Source organism: Flavobacterium glucosi, from assembly GCF_048286535.1.
Lineage (GTDB): Bacteria > Bacteroidota > Bacteroidia > Flavobacteriales > Flavobacteriaceae > Flavobacterium.
This window is the reverse complement of the sequence record NZ_JBLVPK010000006.1, coordinates 1-15,425: the sequence shown is the minus strand read 5'-3', so window position 1 is coordinate 15,425 and position 15,425 is coordinate 1. Positions and strand designations below refer to the sequence as shown.

The 15,425-nt window shown below is 34.9% G+C and carries 14 protein-coding genes; 6 read left to right on the top strand and 8 right to left on the bottom strand.

Features of this window, described 5'->3' with window-relative positions:
* Positions 1 to 21: 21 nt before the first annotated feature.
* The 3 genes from ACNQGD_RS11780 to ACNQGD_RS11770 all read right to left on the bottom strand — a co-directional run bounded on the left by ACNQGD_RS11780 (position 22) and on the right by ACNQGD_RS11770 (position 2,129).
* Positions 22 to 1,071, bottom strand: a complete 1,050-nt coding sequence (locus ACNQGD_RS11780) for a Fic family protein (RefSeq protein ID WP_417999410.1) — start codon at positions 1,069 to 1,071, stop codon at positions 22 to 24.
* Positions 1,072 to 1,152: 81 nt separating this feature from the next.
* Positions 1,153 to 1,605 (bottom strand): SsrA-binding protein SmpB, encoded by a 453-nt coding sequence (gene smpB, locus ACNQGD_RS11775; protein ID WP_417993808.1) that lies wholly within the window; start codon positions 1,603 to 1,605, stop codon positions 1,153 to 1,155.
* A gap of 38 nt (positions 1,606 to 1,643) precedes the next feature.
* Positions 1,644 to 2,129, bottom strand: coding sequence for a phosphoglycerate mutase family protein (locus ACNQGD_RS11770; protein ID WP_417999409.1), 486 nt, complete (start codon positions 2,127 to 2,129; stop codon positions 1,644 to 1,646).
* A 48-nt stretch (positions 2,130 to 2,177) separates the two neighbouring features.
* Here ACNQGD_RS11770 and ACNQGD_RS11765 point away from each other — a divergent pair, with 48 nt between their 5' ends.
* Positions 2,178 to 2,408: a VF530 family protein gene (locus ACNQGD_RS11765; protein WP_417999408.1), complete on the top strand. Its 231-nt coding sequence runs from the start codon at positions 2,178 to 2,180 to the stop codon at positions 2,406 to 2,408.
* A 3-nt stretch (positions 2,409 to 2,411) separates the two neighbouring features.
* Here the strand turns inward: ACNQGD_RS11765 and ACNQGD_RS11760 are convergent, their stop codons facing one another.
* The 3 genes from ACNQGD_RS11760 to ACNQGD_RS11750 all read right to left on the bottom strand — a co-directional run bounded on the left by ACNQGD_RS11760 (position 2,412) and on the right by ACNQGD_RS11750 (position 4,526).
* Complete coding sequence (locus tag ACNQGD_RS11760) at positions 2,412 to 2,963, bottom strand: DUF3575 domain-containing protein (protein ID WP_417993805.1); 552 nt, start codon at positions 2,961 to 2,963, stop codon at positions 2,412 to 2,414.
* 147 nt (positions 2,964 to 3,110) lie between these two features.
* Complete coding sequence (locus tag ACNQGD_RS11755; protein ID WP_417999407.1) at positions 3,111 to 3,659, bottom strand: GNAT family N-acetyltransferase; 549 nt, start codon at positions 3,657 to 3,659, stop codon at positions 3,111 to 3,113.
* A 15-nt stretch (positions 3,660 to 3,674) separates the two neighbouring features.
* Positions 3,675 to 4,526, bottom strand: a complete 852-nt coding sequence (locus ACNQGD_RS11750; protein WP_417999406.1) for an aldose 1-epimerase family protein — start codon at positions 4,524 to 4,526, stop codon at positions 3,675 to 3,677.
* Between the two features lie 171 nt (positions 4,527 to 4,697).
* Here ACNQGD_RS11750 and ACNQGD_RS11745 point away from each other — a divergent pair, with 171 nt between their 5' ends.
* Positions 4,698 to 6,965, top strand: a complete 2,268-nt coding sequence (locus ACNQGD_RS11745) for a M1 family metallopeptidase (RefSeq protein ID WP_417999405.1) — start codon at positions 4,698 to 4,700, stop codon at positions 6,963 to 6,965.
* An 85-nt stretch (positions 6,966 to 7,050) separates the two neighbouring features.
* Here the strand turns inward: ACNQGD_RS11745 and ACNQGD_RS11740 are convergent, their stop codons facing one another.
* The gene (locus ACNQGD_RS11740) at positions 7,051 to 8,091 is read right to left on the bottom strand and encodes an agmatine deiminase family protein (RefSeq protein WP_417999404.1); all 1,041 of its coding nucleotides are present in this window, start codon (positions 8,089 to 8,091) and stop codon (positions 7,051 to 7,053) included.
* A 186-nt stretch (positions 8,092 to 8,277) separates the two neighbouring features.
* Between ACNQGD_RS11740 and ACNQGD_RS11735 the strand changes: the two genes are divergently transcribed.
* Complete coding sequence (locus ACNQGD_RS11735; RefSeq protein ID WP_417999403.1) at positions 8,278 to 9,804, top strand: choice-of-anchor I family protein; 1,527 nt, start codon at positions 8,278 to 8,280, stop codon at positions 9,802 to 9,804.
* 76 nt (positions 9,805 to 9,880) lie between these two features.
* On the opposite strand, the gene ACNQGD_RS11730 is transcribed toward ACNQGD_RS11735, so the two are convergent.
* Positions 9,881 to 10,768 (bottom strand): carbon-nitrogen hydrolase, encoded by an 888-nt coding sequence (locus ACNQGD_RS11730; protein WP_417999402.1) that lies wholly within the window; start codon positions 10,766 to 10,768, stop codon positions 9,881 to 9,883.
* A gap of 625 nt (positions 10,769 to 11,393) precedes the next feature.
* Between ACNQGD_RS11730 and ACNQGD_RS11725 the strand changes: the two genes are divergently transcribed.
* The 3 genes from ACNQGD_RS11725 to ACNQGD_RS11715 all read left to right on the top strand — a co-directional run.
* Complete coding sequence (locus ACNQGD_RS11725) at positions 11,394 to 12,365, top strand: T9SS type A sorting domain-containing protein (RefSeq protein WP_417999401.1); 972 nt, start codon at positions 11,394 to 11,396, stop codon at positions 12,363 to 12,365.
* Between the two features lie 32 nt (positions 12,366 to 12,397).
* Complete coding sequence (locus tag ACNQGD_RS11720) at positions 12,398 to 13,195, top strand: hypothetical protein (protein WP_417996136.1); 798 nt, start codon at positions 12,398 to 12,400, stop codon at positions 13,193 to 13,195.
* A gap of 25 nt (positions 13,196 to 13,220) precedes the next feature.
* On the top strand, positions 13,221 to 15,425 hold a 2,205-nt coding region (locus ACNQGD_RS11715), incomplete at its 3' end, for a beta strand repeat-containing protein (protein WP_417999400.1).

Genomic DNA, 15,425 nt, shown 5'->3' with positions numbered 1-15,425 from the left:
AAGGGAGCTGAAGATAGACTCTTATTGACCAATAATATTTAAATAGCGTTCTAAGCTTTCTTTTTCCATTTGAGCAATGAACAATAAAAAATCTTCTTTATTGTTTTTAGTTTGAGCTGTTTCCAATGCTTGGTAATATTGCATTCGGCTGTCATAATCTCCTTTTATATTGGCAATAATATAGCCATGCTGTAATAAAACTAAGTTCATAACCAAACGCGAAGTTCTGCCATTTCCATCAATAAACGGATGAATAGTGACTAAACGCTCGTGCATTTCGGCAGCCAAAACTATCGGATGAAGTATTGATTTATTGCTTTCATACCAAATAAAAAAATCTTCCATTTCTTTGGCAACCAGAAACGATTGGGGCGGCAGATGGCTGCTTCCTTGAATCATCGCCTGCACTTTTCTGTAACGACCTGCATCTTCCGGATGAATTCCTCTCAAAATAAGATTATGAATGGATAATATTTCACGTTCATTTATGGAACTATTTCTTTGCATTAAATCTTTGATATAGGCGATCGCTTCTTGATGATTAATCACTTCAAGATGTTCCCGCATACTTTTTCCTGATATCGTTAAACCTTCATTGATAACCAAATCAGTTTCACGTAACGTCATCGTGTTTCCTTCAATACGATTACTTTCAAAAGTATATTCTAGGTCTAAAGCTTGTGCAATACGATAGCTGTCAAATTGACGAAACCCATCTAGTTTTATCTTCAGAGTATCTATTTCATCTAAAATTTTCTGGAGTGTTGTAGATATTTTTTTCTTGGAAGGTTTGCTTTGAGATCTAATTTCTTCTTCCGCAACCATCAATGCTTTTAATGCAAATTCGTCATGGCCAATTTCATAAAGAATTTTTTCTTTAAGCCAAATGACCATTATTGTTTCTAAATCAATCTCCAACAATGATGCTAGTTTTATAACTTGTTCTCTGGTAGGTTTTCTGGTCCCGCTTTCAAATTTACTGATTAAGGCTTGGTCAATTCCTAAAAGTTGCGCCACTTCTCTAGTTTTGAGTCCTTTTTGTTCTCTTGCATTTTTGAGTAGTGTTTTCATTTTTAAAAATGTTTTTAATTGTCTTGACAAATTTAGTCATTTTTTAAAGCTAAAAATAATTTATATCCATTTTCTTTTAATTTAAAATGCTTTTTTGATTCTGTCGAGATCGCGTTTGGTATCTTGTTCTTTAAGAGATTCCCGCTTATCATAGGTTTTCTTTCCTTTGCAAAGACCTATTTGTAGTTTAGCCATTCCTTTTTCATTGGTAAACAATTTCAAGGGAACTATGGTTAATCCTTTTGCCTGAACACTTTTTAGTAAACCTTTTAGCTCTCTTTTATTTAAAAGCAATTTGCGTTCGCTTCTTGCTTTGTGGTTAAATTGATTTCCAAAAGTATATTCCTCAATGTAAGTATTTATCGCAAAAAGTTCATTATTGCTAAATTCACAAAAACTTTCTGTAATATTTGCTTTTCCTAATCGGATAGATTTGATTTCGGTACCAGCTAAAACAATTCCAGCAGTGAAAGTCTCGATTATTTCATAGTCAAATCGAGCTCTTTTGTTTAATATGTTTATTGTTTTTAGCATAATGCAAATGTAACAAAAATTAAAGGTTTAGCAATAACTTATGGCAATTTCAGAAGTTGGTATGTGATTGAGTCGCCTTTTATAGTTACAATATAAAGATTCCCAAAAGTAGTATCTTCAATATCTGCATATATTTTTTTATTAATAATTTGATTTACAAAATTAGGTATGGTATTACTGTGACCTACAATCAAGACTTTTTTACCAAGTGTTTCTTTTTTGAAAGATTCAATAGCTATAGTTTTAGGATTGTATAATTTAATTTGAATCTTCTTGGCTGTAGCAGCAGGAATTGCTGTTTGTGTTGTTCTTTTATAATCGGTGGAATATATTTCATCAAAACCAACTTCTGAGAATATTTTATTCCAAAGATTAGCTCTTTGAATACCAATTTCTGATAAATCAGGATTTTGAGAATTATCTACTTTTTCAGCGTGACGTATAAAGTAATATGTGCTTGTGCTTTGTTGTCCAAAACTAATTTGTAAAACAAACAAAGCGATTATGAATAGATACTTTTTCATTTGAATAAATTTTAAAATTAGTATTTACGATTTTAATATATTTGCAAAATGGAAAACTCAAAATCGAAAGACCCGCTTCATGGTATTACGCTTCAAAAAATCGTAGAACAATTAGTTGATTATTATGGGTTCGATACTCTAGGAGAATTAGTGAAAATTAAATCTTTTACAGATAATCCAAGTATAAAATCCAGTTTGACTTTTTTGAGAAAAACGGATTGGGCAAGAAAGGAAGTAGAAGATTTGTATGTAAAATCAGTAGCTAAATTCCCTAAATAGATTTTAGTTTAGCTTATAGGAAACCATTACGCCGCCTCTATAAGGAAACCACTCGCCACTTTTATTATAATTTTTAGCTCCCTCATAACGTTCACCTGTACTTACCAAATAGCCTTTGTAAAAACCTTGATGCCAACCGCCACCGAGGAAACAATCCAACATGAATTTGTCATTGATTTTTACTTGATATCCAATAGTTGAACCTATAAAATATCCAAAACCTTTTTCATACTTATCAGTGTTGATATAATTCCATTTTTGAAAATTAAAAAGACTCGCTCCAATATGTGCGCCAGCATAAAAACCATTGTATTTCTCTTTAAAATGATATCTGTATTCTGGTGTGAAAGTAGAAAATTCTCTAGGTTTACCATTTACTGATTGCCAAAAAGAAGCTAAAATATCAAATTGTAAAGTTGATTTTTCTCCAATACTGGTTTCAATCCCAACATTTGGAACGGTCAATAAAGTAGTAAAAGCATTTGCTTTTATATAAGTTTGACTTTGTGATAAAAAGGAAAAGAACAGAAAAAAGGCGATAAGTAATTTTTTCATATAGGGTAAATTCTACTTTTTTTGGTCAAAAAGTGACTAAAAATAGGTGCGAATATAGCCATTAATGTTTGATTGCTTTTTATATTTAAAGTTAATATTGTCAGTTTAAACGTATTTTAACATTGTAAGAGAAGACGTCATTAAAGACTATTTATTTAAAATAGAATAAATTACGGAATCCAAAAATCGGCCTTCAAAAAATTCATTTTCTTTTAAATGTGCTTCTTTAACAAAACCATTTTTTTCTAAAACTTTTGCAGACCCATGATTTTCAGGATCTATAATTGCTTCAATTGAATGCAATTTCATTATTTTAAATCCATAAGTGACGACTTCTTTCAAGGCTTCAGAAACAATTCCTTTTCCATGAAATTCAGGCACCAACATATACCCAATCTCAGCGCGATAATGTTCTGGTTTTATTCTGTAATGACCAATTATACCAATTAATTTTGGATTGTCTTTCAACGTAATCGCCCAATTGATTCCTTCGTTAGATTCAATTTTAGTATCAATCATAACAATGTGTTCCAAGGCATCTTCATCTGTTTTTAGTAAAGGTCTTGGAATATATTTCATTGTTTCAGGGTTTGATCGCAATGCGAAAATCTCTTTTAGATCATTGCTATCCACTCTTCTTAAAAGCAAGCGTTCGGTTTCTAAATTTGCAAATGGACTAAAATTTATAGTTAACATACTTTGTTTTTTTAATTAAAGGATTTCGATACTGAATTTTGAATTAAAAATTTCATTTGGTTTTAAAATTTGAATACCTTCTTTCTCCATTAGATTTCCGAAATTCTCATTGGTATCCGAATAGCCAAACCAAGGTTCGATACAGAGGAAGTGTGCATTCATTTTGGTCCAAATTCCTAAATTAGGAAAATCTTCAAAATGTACTCTTAGAATTGGATTTTCATTTTCTAAAATGGTCAAGGAATTAGATTGTAATGCTTTGAAAATTAAAGCATCATTTTCGAATAATTGATAAGTTAGCGGAATCTGTTTATTATGAACTTCTAATTTCTTCTTATTATTTGAAATTAAATCATTCTCCAAAAGATAATATTCCAGCGGTTCTTCTTTTTCGAAAGCAATAGCATAATTTTCGAATTGATTTGGTAAAGCAAAAGCAGGATGTGCTCCAATGGAAAAAGGTATTGCAGTTTTTCCATTGTTAATTACTTTATATGCAATCGATAAATTATTTCCATCAAGTGTGTAAATCAGTTGTAATTCAAATTCAAAAGGATACACTTTTAAAGTTTCTTCAGAAGATTGTATAGAGAATGTAGCGCTATTTTCTGTTGCATCGAATAATTTAAATGCCATGTCTCTGGCAAAACCGTGTCGTGACAAATGATATTCAATTCCATTATGTTGAAAAGAATTATTTTTTAAAGTCCCAACAATTGGAAACAAAATAGGAGAGTGCTTGCCCCAAAATTCTGGATTTCCCTCCCAAATAAATTCTTTATTCAGATTCGTTTTTAAGGAAATTAATTCAGCACCAAAATGTTTAATTTCAGCAGTTAGAAAGGAGTTTTTTATTGTAGTTGTCAAAATTGTCTTTCGTTAGTTTAAAAATTGGTTTTGTAGGGTAAATATATTTTATATTTTTTAATTCTAATTAAGTTTAAGCCTGATTTTATTCATTTAAAAGGGAAACATTTTTTCTAAATAGTTTAAAATCCTCTTTTTTTTCATTAATTTGTGATATAAACAATTAAGAAAATGAAAAACATTCGCTTCGGAGTCATGCTACATTTGGCTTTATTATTGGGAGTTACGTCTATTTGGGCGCAGCAAACCCCAACAAATGCATCCAGTAACCCAGTTTCAAAGTACGATTACCATGATGCTTTTGCCCCATTTTTTTATTCAAAGAATGGAACAAGTACACGTTCAGCAAGTGGTCAACCTGGAGCTGAATATTGGCAAAACAGTGCTGATTATAAATTAACGGCAAAACTGGATGAAAAAAGCAACGAAATTTCTGGAACAGGAATTATCACATATACAAACAACAGCCCCGATAAATTGGCTTTTGTTTGGATGAACTTAGACCAAAATTTATTCAAAGCAGATTCTCGTGGAAATGCAGTTGTGCCTTTGAAAGGAAGCCGAAATGGGGCTCAAGGCCAAATTTTTGATGGCGGACATAAAATAAAATCGGTGAAAGTAATTACTACTGTAAAAGGTGTTGCTACTGAAAAAGAAGCAAAATACGTAATTAGCGATACCAGAATGCAAGTTTTTCTTCCGCAAGGATTAAATGCTAAAGGCGGTTCTGTTAAAATTAAAATTGACTTTTCTTTTATAGCACCTTTTGAAGGTTCTGACAGAATGGGAGTTTTAGAAACTAAAAACGGGAAAATTTTCACCATAGCACAGTGGTATCCGCGTATGTGTGTGTATGATGATGTACGAGGCTGGAATACGAATCCGTATTTAGGAGCGTCGGAATTTTACTTGGAATACGGTGATTTTGATGTGAGTATTACTGCACCATCCAATCATATTGTGGTTGCTTCCGGTGAATTACTAAATTCTACAGCGGTGTATTCTGCAGAAGAACAAAAACGTTTGGCACAAGCAAAACAAAGTGATAAAACAGTTTTTATTCGTACTGCTGCCGAAGTTGAAAACACATCAAAAACAGTTGCTGCAACTACTAAAACTTGGAATTATAAAATCAAAAATGCCCGTGATTTTTCTTGGTCTTCTTCAGCGGCATTTATTTTAGACGCAGCAAAAATTAATTTGCCAAGCGGAAAGAAATCTTTGGCAATTTCAGTTTATCCTGTAGAAAGTGCTGGAGACGCAGCTTGGGGACGTTCGACAGAATATACAAAAGCTTCCATTGAAAATTATTCTAAACGATGGTTAGAATATCCGTATCCAGCGGCTACAAATGTTGCAGGAAACGAAGGCGGAATGGAATATCCAGGAATTGTTTTTTGTAGTTGGGAGTCAAAAGGGGAAGATTTATGGGGCGTTACAGATCATGAATTTGGACACATTTGGTTTCCTATGATTGTTGGTTCAAATGAAAGAATGTTTGCTTGGATGGATGAAGGTTTTAACACATTTATCAATTCATTGAGTTCAGTAGATTTTAATAATGGCGAGTACAAAGATAAGCCAGTAGATATGCATCAAAGAGCTGAAGTGTATACTAGTCCAAATCTGGAAACCATAATGAGTTCTCCGGATAACATGAAAGAAACTAATATTGGTCTTTTGGCGTATTCAAAACCATGTTCTGGATTAGTGATTTTGCGGGAACAAGTTCTTGGACCGGAGCGTTTTGATTTAGCTTTGAAAACGTATGTAGAGCGTTGGGCCTACAAACATCCACAACCGGACGATTTCTTTAGAACAATTGAAAATGTTGCTGGAGAAGATTTAAGTTGGTTTTGGAGAGGTTGGTTTCAATACAATTGGCGTTTAGACCAAGGGATTAATTCGATAAAATACGTGAAAAACGATCCTAAACAAGGTGTCGTAATTTCGATTGAAAATTTCGAAAAAATGGCAATGCCGGTAAGTCTAGAAGTAAGAACGAAAAGCGGGCAACTAACTCGTGTCAAATTACCGGTCGAAGTTTGGCAAAAAAACAAAGCGTGGTCTTTCAAACACAATTCGACTGAAGAAATTGAAAGTATCACGCTGGATCCAGACCATGTTTTACCAGACAGTAATACAGCAAATAACACTTGGACAGCTAGTACAGGTTTGATTGAAAAAGATGTTATTCTGGATGGCTATTTAGGAACTTACTCTACTAAAATGGCGCCCTTGAAAATTACTTTTTCAGAGAAAAATGGTGCGTTAAATGTTTTGATAACTAATTATCCTAGTTTTACAGTGGAACCAATTGGGAAAAACAGTTTTGAATCAAAGCAAGCAGGACTTAAATTTGATTTTAATGACAGCTTAAACGGATTTGATATGACAGTTCCCGAAGGACAAAAAATACCGTTTACGAGAGATAAATAGTATTTAAACATAAAATAAAAATAAAAAGACTTGTAGCAATTAAAGCTACAAGTCTTTTTTATTTCACTCTGTTTATTTTCTAAATCTATTCCGGAATTTGCTGGCTTAGGCAATGTAATGTTCCAAAACCCCAAATAAAATCAGTAGCGCTAATTCCGATGATTTCTCTGTCCGGAAAACATTCTGCAAGGATGTTCAACGCTTTTCTATCATTACTGTCGTTAAAAGTAGGAACCAAAACACAATTGTTTAAAATCAAGAAATTGGCATAACTTGCTGGTAATCGCAAGCCGTCAAATTCCAAACGTTTTGGCATTGGTAAAACTACAATTACTGGAGATTTACCATTTTCCAGTTTGGCATTTTGCAAGCGTTTTAAATTGTCTTGCAATGGTTTGTAGTTATTATCTTTTGGATCGGTTTCCACAATGGTCACAATCGTATCTTCATTTATAAATCGGCATAAATCATCAATATGTCCGTGCGTATCGTCACCTTCAATTCCGTCACCAAGCCAAATCACATTGGTAATTCCAAGGTATTCCTTGAAAACCGCTTCGTAATCTGCTTTGGTGAAATTTGGATTCCGAACCTGAATATTAGGATGCATCAAACATTCTTCCGAAGTCAGTAAAGTACCGCGTCCATTAGTATCAATCGCACCACCTTCTACAATTACCGGTTTTCCTTTGTACATGACTTGAGTCACAGGAATATTTAGAAATTCGCCCACTTTCGTAGGAACAAATTTATCTAATTGAATGTTTTTATATTTTGCCCAACCATTAAAATTAAAGTTTAACGCTTCTCTTTCGGTTCCGTTTTTAACGATAATCGGACCCGAATCACGCATCCAACTTCTATTGGTTTTATGAATGATGTAGGAGATATTTGTAAGCACAACATGAGCTGTTTCCAGCATAGTATTGACTTTTTCTTTTTGGTTATCATCGGCAACAACTAAAAAGACTGGCTCGAAAGTAGCCACTTTTTTAATGAATTCCACAAAAGCCCATTGAACGGCTTCGTATTTTCCCGGCCAGTCTTTTCCATTATGAGGAAAACACAGTAAAATTCCTTGTTGCTTTTCCCATTCGGCAGGAAATCTTCTATTATTTGTAGTCATACAGCGTTTCTAATTTTAAAGACTGCAAATATAAACATTCAGTAGGATTTTAAAATAGTAAGCAACCATTCATTTTCTGGCATTTCATGAATTTATAAGAATAGTTTTGGTAATGATTATATAATATTGAGTTAATTCTTGTTGAGTCACAGCTGGTTATTTTTGAAAAAAAATAAAAATATAGTTATGAAAAAATATAGTATTACACTATTAGCCGCAATTATGATATTGTCAAGTTGCGAAAATGACTCTAATAAGGAGGAATTTCCTGATTTGGTTGTAAATGAAAATGCAGCAACTTTCAAAGAAATTGGTTCGATAACTATTGGTGGCGCCGGAGCTGCTGAAATAAGTGCGTATGATGAAGTTTCTAAAAAATTATTTACCGTAAACAACAGTAATACGAATAGGATTGATGTAGTTGATTTATCTAATCCTTCCAGTCCAGTTTTCCTAACAAGTATCGATTTAACGCCATTTAATGGATCTTCAAATAGTGTTGCAACGTATAATGGGAAACTAGCAGTGGCATTAGAAGCGAAACCCAATAAACAAGATGCAGGAAAAGTGGTCGTTTTTGATACGGCTAATTACAGTGTGATCAAAGAAATTACGGTTGGTACTTTGCCGGACATGATTACATTTTCTCCTGACGGGAATTATATCATGACTGCTAATGAAGGAGAACCAAATGACACCTATTCTATAGATCCAGACGGTTCTGTTTCTATTATTGCGGTCAATACTAATTATGCGGTAACGACTTTGAATTTCGGAAGTTTTAGCAATCAATTGAGTACACTGAAAATAAAAGGATTCAGAATTGCAAGTCCAACCAATAATTTTGCCTCGGATATTGAACCAGAATACATCACTATTTCTGCTGATTCTAAAACGGCTTGGGTTACATTACAGGAAAATAACGGAGTGGCTAAAATTGATTTGGTAACTAAAACGATTACAAATATTTTCCCATTAGGGTACAAAGACTACAATCTTGCCGAAAATGCAATTGATATCAGCGATAAAGATGGTGGTGTTTTTATGAATGTATGGAAATTGAAAGGAATGTTTCAACCGGATGCGATCAGTAATTTTGAAATCAATAAAATCCCTTATTTCGTTACTGCAAATGAAGGAGATGCCAGAGAATATGCTGCTTTTACAGATGTAAAAAGAATCAGCAGTTCTTCGGTTGTTCTGGATCTAATTGTATTTCCTAATGCAGCTGCTTTAAAAGCAGAGACAAGTATGGGAAGATTAAATATCAATACTAAAATGGGTGATACAGACGGTGATGGTGATTTTGACGAATTAGTTTCTTTTGGAGCCCGTTCTTTCTCCATTTGGAATGGAAATACAGGCCAAATGGTATTCGACAGTAAAAATGAATTAGATAAAAAAGCGCAAGAATTTGGTGTGTATGATGATACTAGAAGTGATGATAAGTCAGTAGAACCAGAATCAGTTGTGGTTACCAAAATGGGTGATAAAACGATTCTTTTTGTTGGCTTGGAAAGAGTGGATGCCGTTATGGTGTATGATGTTTCGAATCCAGCTGCTCCAAAATTTTTACAGACTTTTAAAACAGGTGATGCGCCTGAAGGATTGCTTTTTATTCCAGCTTCAAAAAGTCCTACTAAAAGAAGTTTAGTGGTGGTGAGTAGTGAAGGGGATGGAACCGTTAAAATATTCCAGCCTGATTTGAATTAAGAGTTTTTTTTTAAAATATAAATCCCTGCTAAGAATTATTTCTAAGCAGGGATTTTTGTATTATCAAAAGATGAATTTAGTCAATCGCTCTTTTAGTAATATCACCAAAAGCGTCTATTCTTCTGTCTCTAAAAAATGGCCAGTTCTGACGCACATTTTCCTGTAAGTCCAAGTCTACTTCGGCAATCAATATTTCTTCTTTATCGTGTGAGGCTTGCGCCAAAATTTCGCCTTGTGGTCCCGCAATAAACGAAGATCCCCAAAACTGAATTCCTGCAGTATCAGGTAAATATTGTTCTAGTCCGATTCTGTTTGCTGCCGCTACATATACACCATTTGCAACTGCATGACCTTTCATTACACTCATCCAGGCGCCATGTTGGTTTACACCATATTCCTCTTTTTCTGCTGGATGCCAACCAATTGCTGTTGGGTAAAACAACACTTCGGCACCTTGCAGCGCCGTTAAACGGGCCGCTTCCGGATACCATTGATCCCAACAAATTAAAGTTCCAATTTTTCCTTTTTTAGTTGGAATTGTTTTAAAGCCCAAATCACCAGGGGTGAAATAGAATTTTTCATAAAAATGTGGATCATCTGGTATGTGCATTTTACGATACAATCCTGCTTCTGAGCCATCTGTGTCAATGATGTATGCGCTATTGTGGTAAATTCCTGCCATTCTTTTTTCGAAGAACGGAACAATAATTACCACGCCTAATTCTTTTGCCAAGGCGCTAAAAGCAATAAACGAAGTACTGTACAGTGGTTCTGCTAAAGCAAAATTATCTACATCTTCGCTTTGACAAAAATAATGACTGCTGTATAATTCCGGCAACAAAATTACTTCCCCACCACGGTTGGCGGCATCACGAACCCAACTGATACATTTTTGTAAGTTGTTATGGGCAATATCATTAAGATTCAGTTGAATGACTGCTATTTTGTATTTTCTGTTCGACATGACTAAAATTTTATACTGCAAAAATAGTGAATTTTATAAAGAGTAGAAAATGGGTGTCCAGTGTTTTTAGATTTTAAATAGTTTAGGGCTCCATTGTTTTGCATTTTTAAAAACTATATGAAAGTTGGAAGACTTCGGAGAATTGATTGTGAATAATTTTTGCGCTAATTTTCTTGTCAGTTCTGTTTTTATCTGTGTGCTTTAGGTTAATTTTGAAAGAATAGTTGTGCTAAAAATAATAATTTAGCTTTTTAACCGATATAAAAGCTGTTCGTCGAGTTTCTTTTTTACTCATAGTTTAATGGACTACTTTTGCACCCTCTAATAAAAAATTGAAGTTGTTTTTTGAAAAAATATGTTTTTTCAATTAATTGCAAAAAATTTAAAACATAGCGAATGATTAAAAAAATACTCTTTTGAGGTTTAAATACATATTGTAGATAACTGAATTAACCGAAGGTTATCTTTTTAACAATAATTTTTACGATAAGATTTATAATGTTGGATTAGGTTCATTTCTTTACCTATTTTTTGTTTAAATTTTTATAAAATGTAAAAATTAAGAATACATTGATTGCAACGTATTCTAAGAGTCCTATTCTTGGAACAATATTACACCTTTTAAATGATACTACAACAAAAAGTAAGATTATTTTGTAAATATATACTATTTGCAAGCATCTTTTTCAAATTAAATACACTGCAGGCACAAGTTGATATTGAAAGTGATTTATATATTGGTGATGACAGCATGTTTTATTTGGAATCCGACAATTTTAATTTTGGTTTCGGTTCAACAACAACCAGTAGAACCAAATTAGATCATGGAGTTTTGACTTTTTCTAATGGAGCAAAATGGAGTGGCGCCAACGACGCGCATTTTGTAGACGGATATGCACAAACTGAAAGTAGCACCGCTTTCATCTTACCTATTGGACAATCTGGGGTTTATGCCCCAATTCAAGTAATTCCTTCCACTTCAGATGGCGTTGCTGCGGCCTATTTTAGATCAGCGCCAAAGGTTATGGGCAGTGTTTTAGAAGAATCTATTTCATCAATATCTTCGCTTGAATATTGGGACATAACGAGTTCGGGAGTAAATGCTGGCATTTCGCTTACATGGAGATCTTCAAGTGATATTTCAGATTTGACATCATCTTCATTAGCTAATTTAACGATAGTGGGCTGGAACGGGTCAGCCTGGGTTACAATACCTTCTATGGTAGATGAATATTCTATATTAGGGGAGATAAGTAGTTTGGTCTCTGGTTCAATTAGTTCGAATACAGCAGTAGATTTATCGGCCTATTCGGCTTTTTCATTTGGAACTGTAAACAAACCATCGATAGTTCCTAAATTTAACAAAGTAGAATTGACGGCTTACGCAAATAAAAACAGGTTATTTATTGAAGCTTCCTTACCGATAACGGCTTTAATTATTTATGATCTTATGGGCAAAAAAATATTCTCAGAACATCTAAATGGTGATTTTAAATATAATCAACCTTTTAATTATGCGGATGGGATATACATAACAAAAATTGAATTAGATAATGGCACTTCACTTTTTACAAAGAAAATAATCAATAAAAATTAAATTTTGATTTATAACAAATCGCTTTTAAATAAATGAAATTATATAATTATTTGGTGTTATTACTTATGCTGCAATCTTATTTTGTGGTCGGTCAAACGGGAATTGGTACCAAAAAACCGGATGAATCATCGATTTTAGATATCGATTCCAAAACAAAGGGATTATTGATACCCAGATTGAGTTCCAAAGAGCGAGATTTAATAAAAAATCCGGCCAATGCCTTGATCCTATACAATACCACATTGCAGGCCATTGAGATCAATATTGGAACTAAACAGACTCCCAATTGGGTTTTAGCAGGAAGTAGTGCTTCAGGTAAACCATCAGTAAACACTTTGACTTCAGGAGCTATTCTTGTGGGAAATGTTCTTGATATACCTACTGCGGTTCACTTCTGGAATGAGGCTTCCATTAGTCACAGTGGAGAGATTATAATAGACAATACAGCCGTTATTTCTAAAAAACTGACTGGATATAAAAGCGGCGCAGGAAAAATAACTCCTACGGATAATATTGTTCAAGCCATTCAAAAATTAGAAGGCAATCAATATATGAATGCAGTGATCGCTGTATCGAATGATTACACGCTGCTCATCACCGATTATACCATTTTATGTGATACTGAAGCAGGATCCTTTACCATCAATTTACCTGTAGTTAGCAGCTGTCCGGGAAAAGTATATGTTATCAACAAAACAGATGAAACTTCAAATGAATTAATAATAAACCCCCCAATACAATTATCTAAAAAAAGTACTGTTTCCCAACTGAATTACCCTAAGATTTTCAAAATACAATCTGACGGTAAGGTTTGGTATGTAATCGACTAACCTATTTAAAATTAAAAAAAGCACTATGAATTACAAAACTATTTCAAGAATTATTATCATTCTTATACTGTTTGGACTAGCCACCACAGAGGCTTCAGCGCAAGTTGTGCAAAAAATCGGGTCTAATTCATTTACAATTAATCCAAAGGCAGTTTTAGAACTGGAAAGTACCACAAAAGGTTTTTTACCTCCTCGAATGACTACTGCTCAACAGAATGCTATGGGAATCACTATCCCCGAAGGTTTAGTAATTTTTATAACAGATGGTTCTCTCGCTGGTTTGCAAATTTGGAAAGGAAATAAGTGGATAACTTTAGCTGATGCGGCAGCTTTGGAAGCTGAAGTTTTGAGAGCAACAGGTGTAGAAAATACAAATATCGCTGCGATTGCCTTGAATACTGCTAAAATTGGAATCACAACACAACAAGCTGCAGACATCACGGCCAACAATGCCAAAACTGGAATTACTGCTGGTCAGGCAAGTGAAATTACGGCAAATACGTTGAAAGTTGGAATCACTACTGAACAAGCAGCAGCAATTACAGCGAACACAGCTAAAGTTGGAATTACGACACAACAAGCTTCAGATATCACGGCCAACAATGCCAAAACTGGAATTACTGCCGGTCAGGCCAGTGAAATCGCTGCCAATACGTTGAAAGTTGGAATCACTACTGAACAAGCAACAGCAATTACAGCGAACACGGCTAAAGTTGGAATTACGACACAACAAGCTTCAGACATTACGGCCAACAATGCCAAAACTGGAATTACTGCTGGTCAGGCCAGTGAAATTGCTGCCAATACGTTGAAAGTTGGAATCACTACTGAACAAGCAACAGCAATTACAGCGAACACGGCTAAAGTTGGAATCACGATACAACAAGCTGCAGACATTACGGCCAACAATGCCAAAACTGGAATTACTGCTGGTCAGGCCAGTGAAATTGCTGCCAATACGTTGAAAGTTGGAATCACGACACAACAAGCTTCAGACATTACGGCCAACAATGCCAAAACTGGAATTACTGCTGTTCAGGCCAGTGAAATTGCTGCCAATACGTTGAAAGTTGGAATCACTACTGAACAAGCAACAGCAATTACAGCGAACACGGCCAAAGTAGGAATCACGACACAACAAGCTTCAGATATTACGGCCAACAATGCCAAAACTGGAATTACTGCTGGTCAGGCCAGTGAAATTGCTGCCAATACGTTGAAAGTTGGAATCACTACTGAACAAGCAACAGCAATTACAGCTAACACGGCTAAAGTAGGAATCACGACACAACAAGTTTCAGATATCACGGCCAACAATGCCAAAACTGGAATTACTGCCGGTCAGGCCAATGAAATTGCTGCCAATACGTTGAAAGTTGGAATCACTACTGAACAAGCAACGGCAATTACAGCAAACACGGCTAAAGTTGGAATCACGACACAACAAGCTTTAGACATCACGACCAACAATGCCAAAACTGGAATTACTGCTGGTCAGGCCAGTGAAATTGCTGCCAATACGTTGAAAGTTGGAATCACTACTGAACAAGCAACAGCAATTACAGCTAACACGGCTAAAGTAGGAATCACGACACAACAAGCTTCAGACATTACGGCCAACAATGCCAAAACTGGAATTACTGCTGTTCAGGCCAGTGAAATTGCTGCCAATACGTTGAAAGTTGGAATCACTACTGAACAAGCAACAGCAATTACAGCGAACACGGCCAAAGTAGGAATCACGACACAACAAGCTTCAGATATTACGGCCAACAATGCCAAAACTGGAATTACTGCTGGTCAGGCCAGTGAAATTGCTGCCAATACGTTGAAAGTTGGAATCACTACTGAACAAGCAACAGCAATTACAGCGAACACGGCCAAAGTAGGAATCACGACACAACAAGCTTCAGACATTACGGCCAACAATGCCAAAACTGGAATTACTGCTGGTCAGGCCAGTGAAATTGCTGCCAATACGTTGAAAGTTGGAATCACTACTGAACAAGCAACAGCAATTACAGCTAACACGGCTAAAGTAGGAATCACGACACAACAAGCTTCAGACATTACGGCCAACAATGCCAAAACTGGAATTACTGCTGGTCAGGCTAGTGAAATTGCTGCCAATACGTTGAAAGTTGGAATCACTACTGAACAAGCAACAGCAATTACAGCGAACACGGCCAAAGTAGGAATCACGACACAACAAGCTTCAGACATTACGGCC

What these genes read in the sequence shown, in the direction of transcription:
- ACNQGD_RS11780 (WP_417999410.1), bottom strand. Translation starts at nt 1,071, where the DNA reads ATGAAAACACTACTCAAAAATGCAAGAGAACAAAAAGGACTCAAAACT.
- smpB (WP_417993808.1), bottom strand. Translation starts at nt 1,605, where the DNA reads ATGCTAAAAACAATAAACATATTAAACAAAAGAGCTCGATTTGACTAT.
- ACNQGD_RS11770 (WP_417999409.1), bottom strand. Translation starts at nt 2,129, where the DNA reads ATGAAAAAGTATCTATTCATAATCGCTTTGTTTGTTTTACAAATTAGT.
- ACNQGD_RS11765 (WP_417999408.1), top strand. Translation starts at nt 2,178, where the DNA reads ATGGAAAACTCAAAATCGAAAGACCCGCTTCATGGTATTACGCTTCAA.
- ACNQGD_RS11760 (WP_417993805.1), bottom strand. Translation starts at nt 2,963, where the DNA reads ATGAAAAAATTACTTATCGCCTTTTTTCTGTTCTTTTCCTTTTTATCA.
- ACNQGD_RS11755 (WP_417999407.1), bottom strand. Translation starts at nt 3,659, where the DNA reads ATGTTAACTATAAATTTTAGTCCATTTGCAAATTTAGAAACCGAACGC.
- ACNQGD_RS11745 (WP_417999405.1), top strand. Translation starts at nt 4,698, where the DNA reads ATGAAAAACATTCGCTTCGGAGTCATGCTACATTTGGCTTTATTATTG.
- ACNQGD_RS11740 (WP_417999404.1), bottom strand. Translation starts at nt 8,091, where the DNA reads ATGACTACAAATAATAGAAGATTTCCTGCCGAATGGGAAAAGCAACAA.
- ACNQGD_RS11735 (WP_417999403.1), top strand. Translation starts at nt 8,278, where the DNA reads ATGAAAAAATATAGTATTACACTATTAGCCGCAATTATGATATTGTCA.
- ACNQGD_RS11730 (WP_417999402.1), bottom strand. Translation starts at nt 10,768, where the DNA reads ATGTCGAACAGAAAATACAAAATAGCAGTCATTCAACTGAATCTTAAT.
- ACNQGD_RS11725 (WP_417999401.1), top strand. Translation starts at nt 11,394, where the DNA reads ATGATACTACAACAAAAAGTAAGATTATTTTGTAAATATATACTATTT.
- ACNQGD_RS11720 (WP_417996136.1), top strand. Translation starts at nt 12,398, where the DNA reads ATGAAATTATATAATTATTTGGTGTTATTACTTATGCTGCAATCTTAT.